Raw genomic sequence first — 17,986 nt, 5'->3', positions numbered from 1 at the left:
TGGGGGTGTGGTCAAGCTCGATCGGTTGATCAACGTCCTCGGTGGTTACGGGGCGCGGCTGGTGTGCGCGCCCCGGAGCCGCTCGACGGCGCTGGGCTCGGTGGCGCTGCACGACCCGGCGGAGCGGGCGCCCAGCGGCGACGACGTGCTGCTGGCCGTCGGCATCGACGAGCGCGGGGCGGTCGACGTGCTGTCCCGGACGGCCGCGGTCGTCGTCGTGTTCCGGCTCGACGCGCTCGGCGAGGAGGCGCTGGCCGCGGCGCGGGCGCGGCAGATCGCGGTGGTGCTGGTCGACCCGGCGGTGTCCTGGGGGCAGCTGGCCGGGGTCGTCTACGGGCTGGTGCTGGAGGGGCGCGAGACCGAGTCGGGCCGGGGACCGACGGACCTGTTCGCGCTGGCCGATGCCCTCGCCGATTCGGTGGGCGGCCCGGTGACCATCGAGGACCACAGCTCGGCCGTGCTCGCCTACTCCCGGCGCCAGGAGGGCGCCGATCGGGCGAGGCTGGAGACGATCCTGGGCAGGCGCGTGCCGGAGCACGTGCGCGCCGAGCTCGACGAGCGCGGGGTCTTCCGGCACCTGGCCGCCTCCGACGTGCCGCTGTTCGTCGTGCCCTCGGACACCGGGTGCTTCCAGGGCCGGGCCGTCGTCGCGGTTCGCGCGGGCAAGGCGCTGCTCGGTTCGATCTGGGTGGAGACCCCGCGGCCGCTGGACTCCGCGCGGGAGGCCGCGCTGGTGCAGGCGTCGCGCACGGCGGCCGCGCACCTGCTGCGCTCGCGGGCGAGCGCGGACCTCGAACGGCAGGTCGAGTCCGATCTGGTGATCGGGCTCGTCGAGGGGCACGCGGACGCCTCGACGGCGCTGAGCCGCCTCGGGTTCCGCGCGGACGCGTTCCGCGTCGTGGCGGTCCAGGCGCACAACCCCGGTGAGCGCGACTCGGCGGCGCTCCTGGCCTTCGAGATGGCCACGGTGGGCTTCGGGTGGTCCCGGCCCGGCCGCAGCGCCCTGTTCGCCAACACGGTGTACACGATCCTGCCCCACGAGGACGTCGGACCGGCGCGCGAGTGGGTGCGGGCGCTGGCCGAGGAGATGCCGCGCGGAGTGGCGGTGCTGGCCGGGATCGGCGGTCCGGCCGGGCCGGACGAGCTGGTCGCCAGCAGGCGGGAGGCGGACGAGAGCCTCGCGGTCCACGCGGCGAGCGCCCAGCGCACCTCGGTGGTCGCCTACGACGACTCGTGGCACGAGATCCTGCTGCGCCGCCTGCAGCGGGTCGCGGCGAGCGGCCGGGCGCCCGACCGCGGCCCGGTGGCGGACCTGCGCAGGCACGACCAGCAGCACGGAACCCGATTGATCGCGACCCTCCGCGCGTGGCTGGAGGTGCAGGGCGACCTGGGCGCCGCGGCGGCTCGGCTGGAGATCCACCCGAACACCGTGCGCAACCGGATGCGCAAGCTCGCGCAGGTCGCCTCGCTGCGGCTGGACGACCCGGACACCCGGCTCGCGCTGATCATCGCGCTGGCGGCCGACCGCCACGAGTAGTGGATCTCGCACAACCCGGGGCTGCTGGATTGTGCGGACTCGACATCTCCGCATTCGTCGTGAGCGGCCATGCTCGTCTTCGGAGGAAGGAGCGTGGTCGTGCCGACCGGGTGGTCGAAGCCGGGGGAGCGTCGCCACGCGAAGCGCTGCGATGAACGAGAACGAACTGTCGGCGTCCGAGCGCGACGAGCTCGACTGGTTGCGCAAGGAGAACCAGCTGCTGCGCGTCGAGAAGACCATGCTGCTGCGGATCGCCGCCGAGTACGCCTTCGACGCGGGCACGCCCCCGCCGCGCGAAGGCCATCGTTGAAGGAGAACTGTTGTCGGTGCTCGCAATCCTGGTCGCGATCGGCGTCATCCTGGGCGATCTCGTGCTCGCCCCCGCCGGCGGACCGCCGTGGTACCAGCTCGGGCTCGGGCTGCTCGCCGTGGGCCTCGTGTCGTTGCACCACCGCCTCGATCGACGCCTTCGCGACCTGCGAGAACAGGCCTCCGGCTGGGAGGCGCCGCGCCCCCGGTGAGCCGCATCAGGTGAGCAGGTGCAGGGATGCGAGCGCGGCGCAGGCGATCAGCAGCGTGGAGCACAGGCCGAGCAGCACGGCCCGCGCCCCGGTGCGCAGCAGGGCCGGGATCCGCACGGTCGTCCCCAGCGCGAACAGCGCGGCCGCCAGCAGCAGGGTGGTGAGCGCGCTCGCGCCGCCGAGCACGGGAGCGGGCAGCAGGCCGGTGCTGCGCACGGCCATCATGGCCAGGAACCCGAGCAGGAACAGGGGCACGATCGGCGGGCGCTTCCCACCGCCCGCGGGAAGCCTGCGGCGCTCGGTCGCGCCGATGATCGCCACGAGGGGTGCGAGCAGGACCACGCGCGCCAGCTTGACGATCACGGCCGTGGTGACCGCGGCCGCCCCGGCGGGCGCGGCCGCGGCGACCACCTGGGCCACCTCGTGGACCGACAGCCCCGCCCACGAGCCCAGCTCCGGACCGGCGAGACCGAGCCAGCCGCCGACCGCGGGCACCGCGGCGATGGCCAGCCCGCCGTAGAGCGTCACGAGCGCGACCGCCGCGGCGACGTCCTCCTCCTCGGCGTCGGCGACGCCCTCCACCGCCGCGATCGCCGAGGCGCCGCAGATGGAGAACCCGGTGGCCACCAGCAGGTTCAGCCCGCGGGCGACGCCGAGCAGCCGCCCGATCAGCAGGGTTCCGAGGAAGGTCACCACCACCGTGGAGACCACGGCCAGCAGGGCGCCGGGGCCCAGGCCGATCAGGTGGGTCACCGACAGCTGGAGCCCGAGCAGCACCACGCCGACGCGCAGCAGCTTGCGCGTGGACCAGGCCAGGCCCGGCCGCGCGGACGCGGGCAGGAAGGGCAGGTGGCCGGTGAGCACGCCGAGGACCACGGCCAGGACGAGCGCGCTCGCGCCGGGAAGCAGGAGGCCGAGGGCGTGCGCGGCGGCGACGCCGATCGCGGTCACGGCCACCCCGGGCACCAGCCGCGCGACACCGCTGCGCGGGGCGGGCAGGGGTGCGTGGTCCGAGGCGGTGGTGGCCATGCTCGCAAGCCTGCTGCGCGCTCCGGCGAGCCGGTAGCCGTCATCCGCGCAGGTGCTCATACCCTCGGGGTATGACCGTCGACGTGGAGTCCTTGCGGCTGCTGGTGCTGGTGCGCGACCTGGGCAGCCTGGGCCGGGCGGCCGAGGAGCTCGGGATCGCCCAGCCGTCGGCGAGCAAGCGGATCTCCACCCTGGAGCGCAAGCTGGGCCTGGTGCTGGTGGACCGCACGCGGCGCGGTTCGAACCTGACCCCCTCGGGTCGGGTGGTGGCGGGTTCGGCGCAGCGCGTGCTCGACGAGCTGGGCGGTCTGCTCATCGGGGCGGAGGCGCTGCGCAGCAAGCGCGATGCGGAGCTGCGGGTGGCCGCGAGCATGACGATCGCCGAGCACTTCGCCCCGGTGTGGGTCGGCGAGCTGCGACGGCAGCGCCCCGAGCTCTACATGGGCCTGCAGGTGGGCAATTCCGAGCACGTCGTGGAGTTGGTGACCGCGGGCGAGGTCGATCTGGGGTTCGTCGAATCGCCGAGCGCGCCGAAGGGGCTGTCCAGCAGGGAGGTCGCCGCCGATCACCTGGTCGTCGTGGTGCCGCCGCAGCACCCGTGGGCGCGGCGGGCGCGGCCCCTGCGCCCCGCCGAGCTCGCGGCCACGCCCCTGGTGGTGCGCGAGCCCGGTTCGGGGACCCGGGAAACCGCGGAGCGCGCCTTCCTGCGCGCCGGGGCCGGCGAGCTCCGCCCGCACCTGGAGCTGGGGTCGGCGGCGGCGGTGCGCAGCGCGGTCATCGCGGGTGCCGGGCCGGCCGTGATCAGCGAGCTGGTCGTGACCACCGACCTGGCCGACGGGCGGCTGGTCAAGGTCGCCGTCGAGGGAATCGACCTCTCGCGCGTGCTGCGCGCGGTCTGGCCGGGCGGCCGCCGCCTCGTCGGACCGGCCGCGGAGCTGCTCGCGCTGACGACCCGCGGCGGCGCGGCCTGAACTGCGGCCTGAACTGCTGCGCGGCCGGTCGCCGGGAGGTCAGTCGGAGGTCCAGAGGGCGTCCAGGGAATGGCGACCGGTCGGGATCGCCGACGTGCCGGCCGGTTTCGGCGCGGGGTGACCGAGGGCGATCCCGGTGCGGACCTGCCACGGAGCGCTGCGGCCGGCGATGGCGGTGGCCCGCTCGGCGTTGTGCTGCGGGAAGAAGGTCACCGGGCACGAGCCGAGCCCCAGCCGGTGCGCGGCCAGCATGATGTTCTGCGCCACGCGGCCACCGTCGAACTCGGCATCGCCCCAGCTGTGGTCGAGGGCGAGCAGCAGCACAACGGGAGCCGCGCGCAGGTGCACCGCGTAGGCGCCGCAGCGGCTCAGCTCGTCGCGGGTCGCCGCGCTGCGCACGGTGTGGAAGCGCCAGGGCTGGCGGTTGCGCGCCGAACCGGTCCACCGCGCGGTCTCCAGGACCTCCCGCAGCGCGTCGTCGCTCACCGCGCCGTCGGTGAACCAGCGCGTCGCCCGCAACGAGCGGATCGGATCGACCATGCGCTCGACCTTACTGGCGCGCGGCGCTCGCCCCGGACCGCGGGTTGGCGGCGGTGACCACCGCGAACTGCTACCCGCTTCATCCGCTCGGAAGGCACCGCAGCCGGTCGATTCGTCCGGCGTGCTAGTTTTGAGTCAGTCAGTTGATTTAAATCCGGAAGGCTGCGATGTCGACGCTCCCACCGATCCCCGACCTCGGCGACGACGAGATCGCCGCGCTCCGCGAGCGCTACCGCGTGGAGCGCGAGCGGCGGATCCGCCCCGACGGCAGCGCGCAGTACCGCCGCGCCCAGGGGCGGTTCGGGTACTACGCCGAGGACCCCTACGCGGACCCGGACTTCACCAGGGGGCCGCTGCGGGACCGGGTGGACGCGGTGGTGCTCGGCGGCGGGTTCGGCGGCCTGTGCGCGGGTGCGCGGCTGCGGCAGGCCGGTCTGGAGCGGATCCGGATCGTCGAGAAGGGCGGTGACTTCGGCGGCACCTGGTACTGGAACCGCTACCCGGGCATCCACTGCGACATCGAGTCGCACGTCTACCTGCCGCTGCTCGAAGAGGTGGGCCACGTCCCGAAGTGGAAGTACGCGCCGGGGGAGGAGATCCGGCAGCACGCGATGGCCATCGGCCGGACCTTCGACCTCTACCGCGACGCGTGCTTCCAGACCGGGATCGTCGAACTGCGGTGGGACGACGGCGAGTGGGTCGTGCGCACCGATCGCGACGACGAGATGCGCGCGACCTACGTGGTGGTCTCCAACGGAACGCTCGACCACCCCAAGCTGCCCGCGATCCCCGGCATCGAGACCTTCACCGGGCACACCTTCCACACCAGCCGGTGGGACTACGCCTACACGGGCGGGAGCCCGGACGGCGGTCTCAGCGGCCTGGCCGACAAGCGCGTCGCGATCATCGGGACCGGTGCCACGGCGATCCAGGTGGTGCCGCACGTGGCGCGGGACGCCGCGCAGCTCCACGTCTTCCAGCGCACTCCGTCCTCGGTGGACGTCCGGGACAACCGGCCGACCGATCCGCGGTGGGCGGATTCGCTGCGGCCCGGCTGGCACGCCAGGCGGCGGGAGAACTTCCAGGCCGTGGTCACCGGCGAGCACGTGGACGAGGACCTCGTCGACGACGCCTGGACCAGGAGCGCGCACGTGCTCGGCAAGATCATCTCCTCCGACGCTCGCGCGGACTGGGGCCCCGAGGCGTGGGAGCGGGCCGAGGAGCTGCTGGACTTCGACAAGATGAACCGGCTGCGCGCCCGGGTCGAGCGGGTCGTCGACGACCCGGCCACCGCCGACCTGCTCAAGCCCTGGTACCGCTACGGCTGCAAGCGGCCGACCTTCAGCGACGAGTACCTCCAGGCGTTCAACCGGCCCAACGTCGCGCTGGTCGACACCGCCGACCACGGCGGTGTCGAGCGGTTCACCGAGCGCTCGTTGGTCGTCGGCGACGCCGAGTACGAAGTGGACTGCGTCATCTTCGCGACCGGTTTCGAGGTGGGGAAGTCCGACGTGCTGACCGGGCGGCTGCCGGTCCGCGGCAGGGACGGGCGGAACCTCCAGCAGCACTGGCGCAGCAGCGGCGTGCGCACCCTGCACGGCGTGTGCAGCAGCGGTTTCCCGAACCTGTTCCAGCTCGGGTCGGTGCAGAACGCCCCGTCGGTGAACTTCGCGCACGTGCTCGACGAGCAGGCGATCCACGTCGGCGAGGTGATCGCGGAGGCGCGCAGGCGCGGGGTCGAGCGCGTCGAACCGACCCCCGAGGCCGAGGAGGCGTGGGCCGCCACGATCGAGTCCACCTCGCCGGAGCGCGCGCGGTTCGACGCCGAGTGCACGCCCGGCTACTACAACAACGAGGGCGATGCCCGCGGCCGCCGCACGTACGGCCGCGGCCCGGCGGCCTTCCAGCGCCTGCTGCGCGAGTGGCGGACCGGCGACGGCATCGACGAGGTCCTCGGGGACGCCGGCTGACCGAGTCGTCGGCCGCAGGTGAGGAACTCCGCAGCGATTCCCGCGCGGCTGCGCCCCGCGCTGACCGCTCCGCCGGAGCGCTAGCTGGCGCGAACGGTGCCCAGTTGGGTTCGGTGGAGGTTGGACTCGGTGAAGCGCTGGGAGACGGCGCGCATGATGTCGCTCATGGCCGAGGCGGCCGGTGTTGGTGGTCGGTTCGCCGTGCGGGTCAGCAGGATTCGTCGCGTCGGCGCGGGTACGTCGTCGGCGAAGTGCACCAGCCGGACGTCGTGCCGGCGGTTGGTGAGCGCCAGGCGCGGTGCGATCGCGATGCCCAACCCGGCCGCCACCATCGCTTGGGCTTCCTGGTAGTCGTGGGATTCGTAGGAGATCTTCGGTTCGAAACCGGCGAGCCGGCAGCTGCGTCGCAGCACATCGGCGACGGGGTGGTTGTCCGCGCGGATGATCCATTCCTGGCTGGACAGGTCGGCCAGGCCGATGCGCGGTTCCTCCAGGAGTTCGGAGTTGGCCGGTACGACCAGGACCGTCGGGTCGTCGAGCAGGTGCTCGACGTGCAGGGACTGCTCATCGGTGCGGTTCCACTCGTAGTCCCACAGCAGGGCCAGTTCGATCTCGCCGGTGTCCAGGAGCTCGAGCAGCTCGGCGAACAGCGCCGAGCGAACCGTCGTGCGCATCCCCGGGTGCTTGCGGGAGAACCGCGTGAGGGCCAGCGGTAGGAGCGAGGCGCTGGCGGTCGGGAACGATCCCAGGCGCAGCGTGCCCTCGTCGAGCTGTGCGAGTGATTCCAGGTCCGCTTGTGCGCCGCGGAGCTCGCGGCGGATGGCGCGGCCCCGTTCGGCCAGCGCGTGCCCGGCGTCGGTGAGCCGAACTCCGCGCGGCAACCGGTGCAGCAGCGGCTGTCCGACCTCCGCTTCCAAACGTGACATCTGCTGCGAGGCGGCCGAGGGCGTGATCGCCAATGCTTCGGCCGCGGCGGTGAGCGATCCGAGGTCGGCCGCTTCGACCAGGAGCAACACCCTGCGGACGTCGAGCACGAGGCCTCCCGAGAGATGTTAGTTCAGCTAAAGCCAGCGTAAGGGTTCGAACATTGTACTGAACTCGAGGCGTTGTCAGGCTGAGCGCCAACGATCCACACGGAGCGAGGAAGAAGGTTGGCGTGCACGTTCCGGCGACGCTGGTCCGCGGCGGAACCAGCAAGTGTTGGTTGTTCGATGAAACCGAGTTGCCCAACTCGACGGGCGATATCGAGGCGTTGCTCGTCAACGCCTACGGCGCCGCCGATCCGGTCCAGCTCGACGGGGTCGGCGGCGCTACTCCGACCACGTCCAAGGCCGCGGTGGTGCGCGTCTCCAGCGTCCCCGGCGTGCACGTCGACTACCTCTTCGCGCAGGTCGGCATCGGTGTCGGACGTGTCGAGTGGGGCAGCAACTGCGGCAACTGCGCCACCGCGATCGCGCTGTGGTCGGTGGCCCGCGGCCTGGTTCCGGTCGCAGGTGATCGGACCCGCGTCGTCCTGCGCAACACCAATACCGGCGCGGTGCTCGAAGCGGAGGTGGAAACTCCTGGTGGTCGCGTGCCGGAATTCGGCACCGCGACCGTTCCGGGCACTCGCGCCGGGGGAGTGGCGGTGGGCCTGACGTTCCTGGACCCGGTCGGCGGCACCACCGGTTCGCTGCTGCCCGCTGGCGAGGTGGCCGAGGACTGGGCGATCGGTGGGGTGCGGGCTCGAGTGAGCGCGATCGACGCCGGTGCGCCGATGATTCTCGTCGACGCTGCGGATCTCGGCTGCACCGGCACCGAGAGTCCCCGTGAAATGGGCGAACTCGTCGACCTGCTTCGGATGTTCCGCCACCGCGCCGCCAGCAGCATGGGGCTGACGCCGACTGGTGCCGCCGCCGGCGACGCGGTTCCGAAGGTCGGAATCGTCGGGCCGCCGCGGACCTATCGGACCTCGCTCGGCGACGAGGTCGAGTCCGCGGATCACGACGTGTCGGTGCGGATGCTGTCGATGAACGTCCCGCACCCGGCCATCGGGCTGACCTCCGCGGTCGGTGTCGCTGTCGCCAACCTGCTCGACGGGTCGGTCGTGCACGCCGCGTCGACCGCTCCCGGAGCGGGCGGGCTCCGGATCGGGACGGCGGCCGGTGTCATCACCGTCACAAGCGGTGAGGTCGCCGCGTCCGGGCCGCGGCGGGTCACCGTCCGCCGCGCGGCGCGCATCCTCTGCGTGGCCGACATCGTGGTTCCCGAGTCGATTTCCGCTTAGCATTCCGCCTGATTTCCAATCCCAAGGACAAAGATGTCTGCAGAAATGATCTCCATCGGTGCGCTCGGCGTGATGTTCGTCGTGGCCACCCTGCTTCCCATCAACATCGGGATCCTGGCCTTCATCGGCGCGTTCGTCGTGGGCACGTCCTCCCTCGGGCTCAGCGAGGACGAGATCTTCGAGGGATTTCCGGTTTCGCTGTTCGTGACCATCGTCGGCGTCACCTACCTTTTCTCGGTGGCGCAGCGCAACGGCACGATCGATCTGCTGGTGCGGGCGGGGATCAGGCTCGTGCGCGGCAGAGCTGCGTTGGTGCCGTGGGTGCTGTTCGGCGTCGCCGCCGTGCTCACCGCTTTCGGCACGTTCACGCCCGCGGCGGTGGCGCTGCTGGTGCCGGTGGGCATGAGCTTCGCCTACCGGTACGGCATCAGCCAGCTGATGATCGGAATGATGGTGATCAGCGGCGCGCACGCCGGGGCCTTCTCGCCGATCGCCGTCTCGGGCGCGCTGGTGCTCGGCATGGTCGAGAGCACGCCGCTGGCCGTGTCCCCGCTCGCGCTGTTCCTGGCCAGCTTCGGGTTCAACCTCCTCCTGTCGGTGCTCACCTTCGCGCTGCTGCGCCGCAGGAGCCCGGAATCGGGCGCGGTGTCGAACGCGGAAGACGAGCAGCCGGTCGAGGCATCGCGGGTGACCTGGCGCCAGGGGCTCACGCTGGTGGCGCTGGCGGCGCTGGTGGTGGGCGCGCTGGGCTTCCAGCTGGAGATCGGGTTCCTCGCTCTGGCCGCGGGCGCCGTGCTAGCGCTGGTGGACATGAAGAACCAGTCCAAGGCGGTCGAGGGGATCAGCTGGTCCACCATCCTGCTGGTCGCGGGAATGGTGACCTACGTGGGCATCCTCGAGAAGGCCGGGACGATCGAGACGATCTCGCACGGGGCCGCTGGCATGGGAGCGCCCCTCTTCGTCGCCCTCCTGCTGTGCTTGGTGGTGGCGGTCGTGTCGGCATTCGCGTCGTCCACGGCGATCCTCACCGCGATCATCCCGATCGCCGTGCCGCTGCTGCTGGCCAGCCACCTCAGCGCGGCCGGACTCGTGGCTGCGCTGGCCATCTCGACGACCATCGTCGACACCTCGCCGTTCTCCACCAACGGCGCGCTCGTGCTCAGCAACGCCCGCGGCGTAGACCGCGAACGCTTCTACAAGCAGATCATCGGCTACACGGCGGGGATCGTCGGCATCGGTCCCGTCCTGGCATGGGGCTTCCTGGTCTTGCCCGGTTCGCTGTGACCCCGACGGCGCTCAACTGCGCGCTCCCCGTCGTTCCGTGGAAGGTCAGGACGGGAGCTCGGCGGAGTTCGGGTGGTCAACCGCAGGTGCGTCCCGCGTGGCATGTCTCCGCGGGACGCACCGGTTCGCCCGCACCGATGACCGCGATCGCGCATCACGCGGTTCTCTCGGCCAGGTACGCGAGGTGATGCGAGGTGTCCGAGACCACCGGACGGCTCGACCAGCACCACGTTCGCGGCCGATCGAAGTCGGCCGCGAACATCCCTGCGTCTCCCCATGAACAGCGCCGACCGGAGAAGCGCGCCGGGCGTTCGAGTGATCACCCCGCCGCTTCGGCGGGCCGGTCGCGATCGCGCAGCAGCGCGAAGGCCTGCGCGGCGGTGTAGGCCAGCAGCAGCCCGCCGGCGAGCGCGCCGACGTGGATCGCGTGCACGAACGCCTCGCTCGCCGAGTCGAGCAGCGCCCGAGCCTGCTCGGGCGGTAGCTGGGCCGCGGTGGCCACGGCTCCGCCGAGCGTCTCGCGCGCGGCCGAGCCCGCCTCGGCGGGCATGTCGGCCCGGTAGACGGCGGTGGCGATGCTGCCGAGCACGGCGGTGCCCAGCGCGCCGCCGAGCTCGAAACCCGTCTCGGAGATCGCCGAGGCCGCACCGGCCCGCTCCGGGGGCGCGGCCGTGATGATCAGGTCGTTGGTGAGGGTTTCCGACAGCGGGACGCCGAACCCGACGAGCAGCATGCCCGCGACGAGCACCGCGAGCCCGTCGTGCGCGCCGAGCAGCACCAGCACCCCGAACCCGGCCATCGCCAGCAGCAACCCGCCGCTGATCAGGTGCGGCACGGGGAACCGGCGGGCGAGCCGCGCCGCCGCCAGCGAACCCAGAACGCCTGCCACGGCGGTGGGCAACATCCACAGCGCCGCGACGACCGGGGTCAGTCCGAGCACGAGCTGCAGGTACTGCGGAACCAGGAACAGCAGTCCGACCAGGGAGAACACGCCGAGCATGTTGGTCAGCACCGAAGCCGCGAAGGCGCGGTGCCGGAACAGCGCCAGGTCGAGCATCGGCTCGGTCAACGCGCGCTGCCTGCGCACGAAGACCACGCCGAGCGCCAGCCCGGCGAGCGCGCTCGCGGCGGCCGGCACGTCCAAGCCGTGCTCGGAAGCCCGCTTGATCCCGTAGACCACCGGCAGCACCGCCGCCAACGACAGCAGCGCCGAGAGCGGGTCGAAGCGGCCCGGGTTCGGATCGCGCGCCTCCGGCAGCAGCAGCGGGCCCGCGACCAGCAGGACCAGCATCACCGGCACGTTGATCAGGAACACCGAGCCCCACCAGAAGTGCTCCAGCAGCCAACCGCCGATGACCGGGCCCAGCGCCATGCCGCCGGAGAACCCCGAGCTCCACACGGCGATGGCGACCCGGCGCTGGCCGTCGTCGGTGAAGATGCTGCGGATCAGCGACAGCGTGGAGGGCATCAAGGTCGCGCCCCCGACGCCGAGCAGCGCCCGCGCGGCGATCAGCAGCCCGGGGTTCGGGGCGAACGCCGCCAGCACCGAGGCGGCGCCGAAGGCGACCGCCCCGGAGAGCAGCAGCTTGCGCCGCCCGATCCGGTCGCCCAGCGATCCCATGAGGACCAGCAGGCCGGCGAGCACGAAGGAGTAGACGTCGACGATCCACAGCTGCTCGGACCCGCTCGGCCTGAGGTCCTCGCTCAAGTACGGCAACGCGAAGCCGAGCACGGTCATGTCGACGCTGATCAGCAGCACCGGAAGCACCAGCACCGCCAGCGCGAGCCAGTGCCGGCGTCCCGCCTTCACCACGTTCCCCTCCCAAAATGAACAGTCCAGACGGTAAAGTTTGCCCGCCCTCGAAACTAGACCGTCTGGACGGTATGGTCAAAGCATGGGCAGGGCATCGTCACGGGAGCGGATCCTCGACGGCTACCAGGAGATCCTGATCGACAGCGGTTCGGCGGCCGTCACCCTCGACGCCGTCGCGGCGCGGGCCGGGGTCTCGAAGGGCGGCCTGCTCTACCACTTCGGGTCCAAGGAGGCCCTGCTGGACGGGCTGCTCGACAGGCTGGTGCGGCTCACCGCCGCCGACATCGAGCACGCCGGGAGCGCCCCCGAAGGCGTGGTGCAGTACTACCTGCGGTCCTCGGTGGCCGACGCGAGCATGGACAAGCCGGCGCATCGCGCGGCGGTCGCGGCGCTGCGCCTGCTCGGTAGCGAGCCGAAGGTCGCCGAGGCCATGTTCGAGGCCGGGCGGCTGTGGTCCGACCTGCTCGCCGAGCACCTCGACGACCCGCTCACCGCCGAGCTGGTCGGGCTCATCGGCGACGGGCTCTACCTGCGCGCCACCATGGGCGGGGGAGCGGAGCAGCCGCTGCTGGCGCAGCTCCCGGAGGCGATGCGGCGGCTCGGCGCTCGCTGAGGCCCGCGGTCCGGGCGGTGTGACCGGGGCCCCAGGTGGGCGCGGTGGAACCTACGGTTGCGTAGCCTGACGCCGTGGCTGAGATCGTGTACCCGCCCGTCGTCCTGGCGGCCAAGACCATGTTCCGCGTGCTGGACAACCGGCTCCGGGTGACGGGCACCGAGCACGTCCCGCGCACCGGCGGGGCGGTGATCGCCTGCAACCACGTCAGCTACCTGGACTTCATCTTCTGCGGACTGGGCGCGCAGCCGGCGAAGCGGCTGGTGCGGTTCATGGCCAAGAAGGAGATCTTCGACAACCGGATCGCCGGTCCCCTCATGCGCGGGATGCACCACATCCCGGTGGACCGCGCGGCGGGCAAGGGCTCCTACGACGAAGCCGTCGAGCGGTTGCGCGCGGGCGAGGTCGTCGGCGTGTTCCCGGAGGCCACCATCAGCCGGTCGTTCACCGTCAAGCCGATCAAGTCCGGTGCGGTGCGCATGGCCGCCGACGCGGGAGTCCCGCTGGTGCCGATGTCGCTGTGGGGCACGCAGCGCCTGTGGACCAAGGGCAGGCCGCGCACGCTGACCAAGCGCCACGTGCCGATCCGCATCCACGCGGGGGAGCCGCTGCACCCCGGTCCGGACGACGACCCCGACGCGCTCACCGAGGAGCTGCGGGCCCGGATGTCGGCGATCCTCGACGACCTGCAGGCCGGCTACCCGGATCAGCCCGCGGGCGAGGAGGACCGCTGGTGGCTGCCCGCCCACCTGGGTGGAACCGCGCCCACTCCGGAGGAGGCCGCGACCCTGGACGCCAGGGGCGGCGCGAGCGACTGACCGGACGCCCCGTCTAGCCCCAGGTCACCTTCGGCGGCCTGGGGCTCTCGCGCGTCGCGGGCCGGTTCAGCCCCGCGCGCGGAGCCGGTCGAGGAGACCGTCGAGGGCGTCGAGGTCCTGCTCGGTGAAGTCGGCGAAGGCCGCGCCGAGCTCGCGGGCGTGCTGCGCGGCGGCCCGGTCGAGGATCTCCCGGCCGGTGCTGGTGATAGCGGCGTAGGAGACGCGGCGGTCACCGGGGCAGGGGAGGCGTTCGACGTAACCGGCCTTCTCCATCCGGTCGACCAGGCGCGTGACGCCGCCGGTGGTCAGCGCGATCTCCTCGGCCAGCGCGCCCATGGTGAGCTGCCTCTCGGGGGAGCGCGCCAGCCTGATGAGGACCTCGAACCACGTGAGCGGCAGACCGGTGTCGGCCTCCATCGCCGGGCCGAGGCGCTGCTCGAGCCTGCTGTAGGCCTCGATCAGGCGGCCGAAGGTGGTGACGAGGCGGTCGTCGAGAGGGCCGGGCATGCTGACATCGTACGCCGCAACATCTGATTCCGCAGTAGTTGCGTGTTCAGGTAAATGATGGTTACCTTGTCAGCATCTGACGAGTCAGATGTTCCGACCGCCTGAAGGGGGCGACCATGACCATCCCGGCCGTGCGGCTCAACCACGCCGTGCTCTTCGTGACCGCTCTTGAGGCCTCGCTGCGGTTCTGGACGTCGGCCTTCGACATGGAGGTCGTCGCCCGCGAGCCCCGCGCCAACGCGGCGTTCCTGCGGCTGACCCGCTCCGGGAACCACCACGACCTGGGGCTGTTCGGACTCGGCGACAGCGCTGCGCCGCGCCCGCCGCGCAGCGTCGGGCTCTACCACCTGGCCTGGCAGGTCGACACCGTCGACGAGCTGGAGCGCGCCCGGACCACGCTGGCCGAGCTCGGTGCGCTGCGCGGCGAGTCCAGCCACGGCGCGACCAAGAGCCTCTACGGCGCGGACCCCGACGGCAACGAGTTCGAGGTCATGTGGATGCTGCCGCGGGCCGACTGGGGCGCCTACGAGAACTCCGCCCCGGTGGACCGCCTGGACCTGCCGGCGGAGGTGCGCCGGTGGAGCGGGGTGCGCACCGCGGGCCGCGTCGTCGAGGGCGGTTCGTGACCGCGCTCGTCGGTGCCGGGCGCATCGATCGGCGGTGACGCCCCGCGCGCCGGCTTGGCCGGGGAGCCACCGGCGAGATCCCGGTGCCGTCGCCGAAAACTGCTGGGCATCGAATCCGATAACCCAGTCAGAAGGGCAAGAAGTGAACCAGTCCAGCAACGCCGTCCGCGACCTGCTCGTGCTCGTCGGTCGGGTGGTCATCGGAGCCGTGTTCGTCGCGCACGGCCTGCAGAAGTTCCTGGTGTGGGGCATCAGCGGGACCGCGAGCTCGTTCGGGCAGATGGGCATCCCGCTGCCCGGGGTCTCGGCCTGGGTCGCCGCGCTCGTGGAGACCCTCGGCGGGGCGGCCCTGGTGGTGGGCGCGGCGCTGCCGGTCGCCGGCGTGCTGCTGGCGCTGAACATGATCGGCGCCCTGGTGCTCTACCACCTCCCGCACGGCTTCTTCGCCTCGGACGCCGACGGCGGGATCGAGTACGTGCTGGTGCTGGCGGCCGCGGCGCTGGCGCTGGGCTTCCGGGGCGGCGCCTACGCGCTGGACAACCTGCTGCAGCGGAGCAGGACCGCGGCCTGACCTCGTTCCCGCGGGGTGGTGGCGCAGCGCCGCCACGCCGCGGACGTGCGGCGAACCGGCGCCTCGCCAGTTCCGAAGGGGTCGCGCTGACGGCGCTCCCGCGGCCGCGTCCGGTTACGTAGGATGTCCGGGCGAGAGCGGTAGGTGACCGTGGAGGACGATGTCGGAGCGCGCCGCCGGGAACTTCCCGGCCGATGAGCCGACCGCGAACGCTTCCGGGAGCGAGGTCGACGAGGTGCTGCCCAACCCTGCGCGCATCTACGACTACGGCCTGGGCGGCAGCCGCAACTTCGCCGGTGACCGCGAGGCGTTCCACAAGCTGCTGGAGGTGGACCCGGACGCGCGCACCGTGGTCCGGTCCAACCGCGCGTTCTTGCGCCGCGCGGTGCGCTCCTGCCTGGAGCGGGGGATCGGTCAGTTCCTCGACCTGGGTTCGGGCGTGCCGACCGTGGGCAACGTGCACGAAGCGGCCCGCGAGATGAACCCCGGTGCCCACGTGGTCTACGTGGACGACGAGCCGGTGGCCGCGGCCCACACCCGGCGCCTGCTGGCGGACCAGCCCAACGCGGGCATCGTGGAGGAGGACCTGCGCGCCCCGGACGCGGTGCTGGGCGCCGCGGAGACCCGGCGGCTGCTCGACTTCTCCCAGCCGGTCGCGCTGGTGATGGCCTCGGTGCTGCACTGGGTCGGTGACGACGTCGGCCAGCTGCTCGCCCGGTACCGCGAAGCGCTGGTCCCCGGGAGCGCGCTGGTGATCAGCCACCTCACCGACGAGGACCTGCACGAGCAGATGCGCCAGGTCGAGGCGATCTTCGACGAGACCAGCGCTCCGGTCACCTACCGGCGCCGCTCGCGGGCCGCCGAGCTGTTCGCGGGTTTCGACATCGTCGACCCCGGCGTCGTCTACTGCTCGGAGTGGCGGGCCGAACCGCACGAGTCCCTCGCGGAACCGGAGCGGACCAAGATCTGGGCCGCCGTCGGCGTCAAGCGCTGAACCGCCGTCGGTTGCGGAGTTCGCGTCCGGGCACCGGCTGGTGGCGTCCGCTGCGGAGCGGCGCGACCGCGCGGGGCGAAAAAGCCCTGCTGCTGCGTAAACCGTTCATCTCTCGCGCGAAACCCCTCGTGCTGGAAAGGGTTCCACTCGTTCGCAACGCGTTGTCCGCCCGGTGCGGGGGTGGCATATTCCACGTTGCCGCACCCACCGGGAGAGCCCCGGGGTCCGGACGGGAATTCGCCCGCTGCTGGATCGCCGTCCGCTCGCAGTCGGCGAACTCGATCCGGCTCCGGATGGTGCCGCGCACTCGCACCCGCAGACCGCAAAGGAGCGGATCGTGACCACATCGGACACCGCGACCGCAGGCCGCGCAAGACCGGAGAACCCGGAACCCGAGCCGAATTCCGGCCCCCTGGACGGAGATCCCGCGCTCATCGGCGTTCCCACCTTCGTCGTGGGCTCGATCGCCCTCGGCTTGACCCTCGTCGGATTCGTGCCGCCCGGGGCGGCCGGAGCACCGGTGGCGATCATCCTCGCCGCCACCGGGATCGGTCAGCTGGTGGCCGCGGTGTGGGCGGCGGGGCTCGGGCAGAGCGCCGTCGCGTCCATCTTCGGAATCTTCAGCGGGTTCTGGCTCAGCTACGGACTCCTCGTGCTCGGGCTGACCCACCACTGGTTCGGGATTCCCGAGCAGAGCGCGACCGCCACGCAGGCCCTGTTCCTGGCGTCGTGGACGGTCACCGTGGCGCTGCTCGCCCTGGCGACGCTGCGGCTGCCGGTGGCCTACACCTCGCTGTTCGGCCTGATCGCAGTCGCCCTCGCCGTCGTCCTGCTCGCCACGGTGATGGGCTCGACCGGGCTGCAGGCCGTCGGCGGGTACGTCGTCTTCAGCTTCGCCGCGCTGGGTTGCTACCTGTTCTTCCACGTGATGTCCCTGGCAACGGGGGGTCGCGGACTGCCGCTCGGCAGTCCGGTGCTGGGCAGCTGAACCCGGGGGGAGCGCGGAGGCGGTCTCGCACCGCCTCCGCGCTCCTCGCTCGTCCGGCGTCCGACCGCGCGGGTGCAGGGCTCAGCTCGACCGGACGTTGCGCAACGCGCGTCGAGCGGCCGCGACAACCGCCTCGGTGGTGAAGCCGAACTGCGCGAACAGCGTCTTGCCGTCGGCCGAGGCGCCGAAGTGCTCCAGCGAGACGACCTCACCGGCATCGCCGACGAACCGGTGCCACGACTGGGCCACGCCCGCCTCGACGGCCACCCGCGCGCGCACCGACGGGGCCAGCACCTCGCGGCGGTAGGTCTCGTCCTGCGCGTCGAACCACTCCACGCACGGCATGGACACCACGCGCGCGCCGATGCCGTCGGCTTCGAGGACCTGCCTGGCGGACACGGCCAGCTGCACCTCGGATCCGGTCGCGATCAGCACCACCTCGGGTTCGCGCGAGGTGGCCTCGGCGAGCACGTAGCCACCGCGGGCGACGCCGCGCGGGTCCGTGCCTTCGAGCACCGGGACGTCCTGGCGGGTGAGCGCCAGGCCCGCCGGGCCGTCGGCGTTCTCCAGAGCGGTCCGCCACGCCGTCGCGGTCTCGTTGGCGTCGGCCGGGCGGACGACCGCCAGCCCCGGGATCGCCCGCAGGCTCGACAGGTGCTCGATCGGCTGGTGGGTCGGGCCGTCCTCGCCCAAGCCGATGGAGTCGTGCGTCCACACGTAGATCACCGGCTGGCGCATCAGCGCGGCCAGCCGCACGGCCGGCCGCATGTAGTCGCTGAAGACCATGAACGTGCCGCCGTAGGGGCGCGTTCCGCCGTGCAGTGCGATGCCGTTGACGATCGCGCCCATCGCGTGCTCGCGGATGCCGAAGTGCAGCGTGCGGCCGTAGGGGTTGGCCTGCCAGGCGTCGGTGGAGATCTCCGCCGGGCCGAACGAGG

At 72.2% G+C, this 17,986-nt stretch carries 19 protein-coding genes; 13 read left to right on the top strand and 6 right to left on the bottom strand.

Annotated features, from left to right (window positions below; genetic code table 11):
- Window positions 1–7 precede the first annotated feature (7 nt).
- From ACFQRI_RS26665 to ACFQRI_RS26655, 3 genes are all read left to right on the top strand, one after another.
- Complete coding sequence (locus ACFQRI_RS26665) at window positions 8–1,537, top strand: PucR family transcriptional regulator (RefSeq protein WP_380673343.1); 1,530 nt, start codon at window positions 8–10, stop codon at window positions 1,535–1,537.
- A 151-nt stretch (window positions 1,538–1,688) separates the two neighbouring features.
- Complete coding sequence (locus tag ACFQRI_RS26660) at window positions 1,689–1,847, top strand: hypothetical protein (protein ID WP_380673341.1); 159 nt, start codon at window positions 1,689–1,691, stop codon at window positions 1,845–1,847.
- 10 nt (window positions 1,848–1,857) lie between these two features.
- Window positions 1,858–2,058 (top strand): hypothetical protein, encoded by a 201-nt coding sequence (locus ACFQRI_RS26655; RefSeq protein ID WP_380673339.1) that lies wholly within the window; start codon window positions 1,858–1,860, stop codon window positions 2,056–2,058.
- A gap of 6 nt (window positions 2,059–2,064) precedes the next feature.
- Here the strand turns inward: ACFQRI_RS26655 and ACFQRI_RS26650 are convergent, their stop codons facing one another.
- Window positions 2,065–3,147, bottom strand: a complete 1,083-nt coding sequence (locus ACFQRI_RS26650; protein ID WP_380673337.1) for a YeiH family protein — start codon at window positions 3,145–3,147, stop codon at window positions 2,065–2,067.
- A gap of 11 nt (window positions 3,148–3,158) precedes the next feature.
- Here ACFQRI_RS26650 and ACFQRI_RS26645 point away from each other — a divergent pair, with 11 nt between their 5' ends.
- Window positions 3,159–4,058 (top strand): LysR family transcriptional regulator, encoded by a 900-nt coding sequence (locus ACFQRI_RS26645; RefSeq protein WP_380673335.1) that lies wholly within the window; start codon window positions 3,159–3,161, stop codon window positions 4,056–4,058.
- Between the two features lie 39 nt (window positions 4,059–4,097).
- Here ACFQRI_RS26645 and ACFQRI_RS26640 read toward each other — a convergent pair whose 3' ends face one another.
- On the bottom strand, window positions 4,098–4,598 hold the full coding sequence (locus tag ACFQRI_RS26640) for a nitroreductase family protein (protein WP_380673333.1): 501 nt from the start codon (window positions 4,596–4,598) through the stop codon (window positions 4,098–4,100).
- 167 nt (window positions 4,599–4,765) lie between these two features.
- Between ACFQRI_RS26640 and ACFQRI_RS26635 the strand changes: the two genes are divergently transcribed.
- Window positions 4,766–6,568: a flavin-containing monooxygenase gene (locus ACFQRI_RS26635; protein WP_380673331.1), complete on the top strand. Its 1,803-nt coding sequence runs from the start codon at window positions 4,766–4,768 to the stop codon at window positions 6,566–6,568.
- A gap of 80 nt (window positions 6,569–6,648) precedes the next feature.
- On the opposite strand, the gene ACFQRI_RS26630 is transcribed toward ACFQRI_RS26635, so the two are convergent.
- Complete coding sequence (locus ACFQRI_RS26630) at window positions 6,649–7,602, bottom strand: LysR family transcriptional regulator (RefSeq protein ID WP_380673329.1); 954 nt, start codon at window positions 7,600–7,602, stop codon at window positions 6,649–6,651.
- A gap of 122 nt (window positions 7,603–7,724) precedes the next feature.
- Between ACFQRI_RS26630 and ACFQRI_RS26625 the strand changes: the two genes are divergently transcribed.
- Window positions 7,725–8,834, top strand: a complete 1,110-nt coding sequence (locus ACFQRI_RS26625) for a PrpF domain-containing protein (protein WP_380673327.1) — start codon at window positions 7,725–7,727, stop codon at window positions 8,832–8,834.
- Window positions 8,835–8,867: 33 nt separating this feature from the next.
- Window positions 8,868–10,118, top strand: a complete 1,251-nt coding sequence (locus tag ACFQRI_RS26620) for an SLC13 family permease (protein WP_380673325.1) — start codon at window positions 8,868–8,870, stop codon at window positions 10,116–10,118.
- Window positions 10,119–10,437: 319 nt separating this feature from the next.
- Here ACFQRI_RS26620 and ACFQRI_RS26615 read toward each other — a convergent pair whose 3' ends face one another.
- Complete coding sequence (locus ACFQRI_RS26615) at window positions 10,438–11,958, bottom strand: MFS transporter (RefSeq protein ID WP_465269738.1); 1,521 nt, start codon at window positions 11,956–11,958, stop codon at window positions 10,438–10,440.
- A gap of 55 nt (window positions 11,959–12,013) precedes the next feature.
- On the opposite strand from ACFQRI_RS26615, the gene ACFQRI_RS26610 reads away from it, so the two are divergent.
- Both ACFQRI_RS26610 and ACFQRI_RS26605 read left to right on the top strand, forming a co-directional pair.
- Window positions 12,014–12,544, top strand: a complete 531-nt coding sequence (locus ACFQRI_RS26610; protein WP_380673323.1) for a TetR/AcrR family transcriptional regulator — start codon at window positions 12,014–12,016, stop codon at window positions 12,542–12,544.
- A gap of 74 nt (window positions 12,545–12,618) precedes the next feature.
- Window positions 12,619–13,362: a lysophospholipid acyltransferase family protein gene (locus tag ACFQRI_RS26605; RefSeq protein ID WP_380673322.1), complete on the top strand. Its 744-nt coding sequence runs from the start codon at window positions 12,619–12,621 to the stop codon at window positions 13,360–13,362.
- A gap of 66 nt (window positions 13,363–13,428) precedes the next feature.
- Here the strand turns inward: ACFQRI_RS26605 and ACFQRI_RS26600 are convergent, their stop codons facing one another.
- On the bottom strand, window positions 13,429–13,869 hold the full coding sequence (locus ACFQRI_RS26600; protein ID WP_380673321.1) for a MarR family winged helix-turn-helix transcriptional regulator: 441 nt from the start codon (window positions 13,867–13,869) through the stop codon (window positions 13,429–13,431).
- Window positions 13,870–13,985: 116 nt separating this feature from the next.
- Here ACFQRI_RS26600 and ACFQRI_RS26595 point away from each other — a divergent pair, with 116 nt between their 5' ends.
- The 4 genes from ACFQRI_RS26595 to ACFQRI_RS26580 all read left to right on the top strand — a co-directional run bounded on the left by ACFQRI_RS26595 (window position 13,986) and on the right by ACFQRI_RS26580 (window position 17,048).
- A complete protein-coding gene (locus ACFQRI_RS26595; RefSeq protein WP_380673320.1) occupies window positions 13,986–14,495 on the top strand; it encodes a VOC family protein in 510 nt (169 codons plus the stop codon).
- Between the two features lie 142 nt (window positions 14,496–14,637).
- Window positions 14,638–15,066, top strand: coding sequence for a DoxX family protein (locus ACFQRI_RS26590; protein WP_380673319.1), 429 nt, complete (start codon window positions 14,638–14,640; stop codon window positions 15,064–15,066).
- 160 nt (window positions 15,067–15,226) lie between these two features.
- Window positions 15,227–16,060: an SAM-dependent methyltransferase gene (locus ACFQRI_RS26585; protein ID WP_380673318.1), complete on the top strand. Its 834-nt coding sequence runs from the start codon at window positions 15,227–15,229 to the stop codon at window positions 16,058–16,060.
- A 337-nt stretch (window positions 16,061–16,397) separates the two neighbouring features.
- Window positions 16,398–17,048, top strand: coding sequence for a GPR1/FUN34/YaaH family transporter (locus ACFQRI_RS26580; protein WP_380673317.1), 651 nt, complete (start codon window positions 16,398–16,400; stop codon window positions 17,046–17,048).
- Window positions 17,049–17,129: 81 nt separating this feature from the next.
- On the opposite strand, the gene ACFQRI_RS26575 is transcribed toward ACFQRI_RS26580, so the two are convergent.
- The coding region (locus ACFQRI_RS26575; RefSeq protein WP_380673316.1) for a transketolase-like TK C-terminal-containing protein at window positions 17,130–17,986 on the bottom strand (857 nt) is incomplete at its 5' end.

This window comes from Saccharopolyspora griseoalba (assembly GCF_042665275.1).
Classification (GTDB): domain Bacteria; phylum Actinomycetota; class Actinomycetes; order Mycobacteriales; family Pseudonocardiaceae; genus Saccharopolyspora; species Saccharopolyspora griseoalba.
This window is presented reverse-complemented; position numbering and strand designations above follow the sequence as displayed.

Coding starts and splice junctions, on each gene's coding strand:
- ACFQRI_RS26660 (WP_380673341.1), top strand. CDS start 1,689: ATGAACGAGAACGAACTGTCGGCGTCCGAGCGCGACGAGCTCGACTGG.
- ACFQRI_RS26650 (WP_380673337.1), bottom strand. CDS start 3,147: ATGAGCACCTGCGCGGATGACGGCTACCGGCTCGCCGGAGCGCGCAGC.
- ACFQRI_RS26645 (WP_380673335.1), top strand. CDS start 3,159: ATGACCGTCGACGTGGAGTCCTTGCGGCTGCTGGTGCTGGTGCGCGAC.
- ACFQRI_RS26640 (WP_380673333.1), bottom strand. CDS start 4,598: ATGGTCGATCCGATCCGCTCGTTGCGGGCGACGCGCTGGTTCACCGAC.
- ACFQRI_RS26635 (WP_380673331.1), top strand. CDS start 4,766: ATGTCGACGCTCCCACCGATCCCCGACCTCGGCGACGACGAGATCGCC.
- ACFQRI_RS26620 (WP_380673325.1), top strand. CDS start 8,868: ATGTCTGCAGAAATGATCTCCATCGGTGCGCTCGGCGTGATGTTCGTC.
- ACFQRI_RS26610 (WP_380673323.1), top strand. CDS start 12,014: ATGGGCAGGGCATCGTCACGGGAGCGGATCCTCGACGGCTACCAGGAG.
- ACFQRI_RS26600 (WP_380673321.1), bottom strand. CDS start 13,869: ATGCCCGGCCCTCTCGACGACCGCCTCGTCACCACCTTCGGCCGCCTG.
- ACFQRI_RS26595 (WP_380673320.1), top strand. CDS start 13,986: ATGACCATCCCGGCCGTGCGGCTCAACCACGCCGTGCTCTTCGTGACC.
- ACFQRI_RS26585 (WP_380673318.1), top strand. CDS start 15,227: ATGTCGGAGCGCGCCGCCGGGAACTTCCCGGCCGATGAGCCGACCGCG.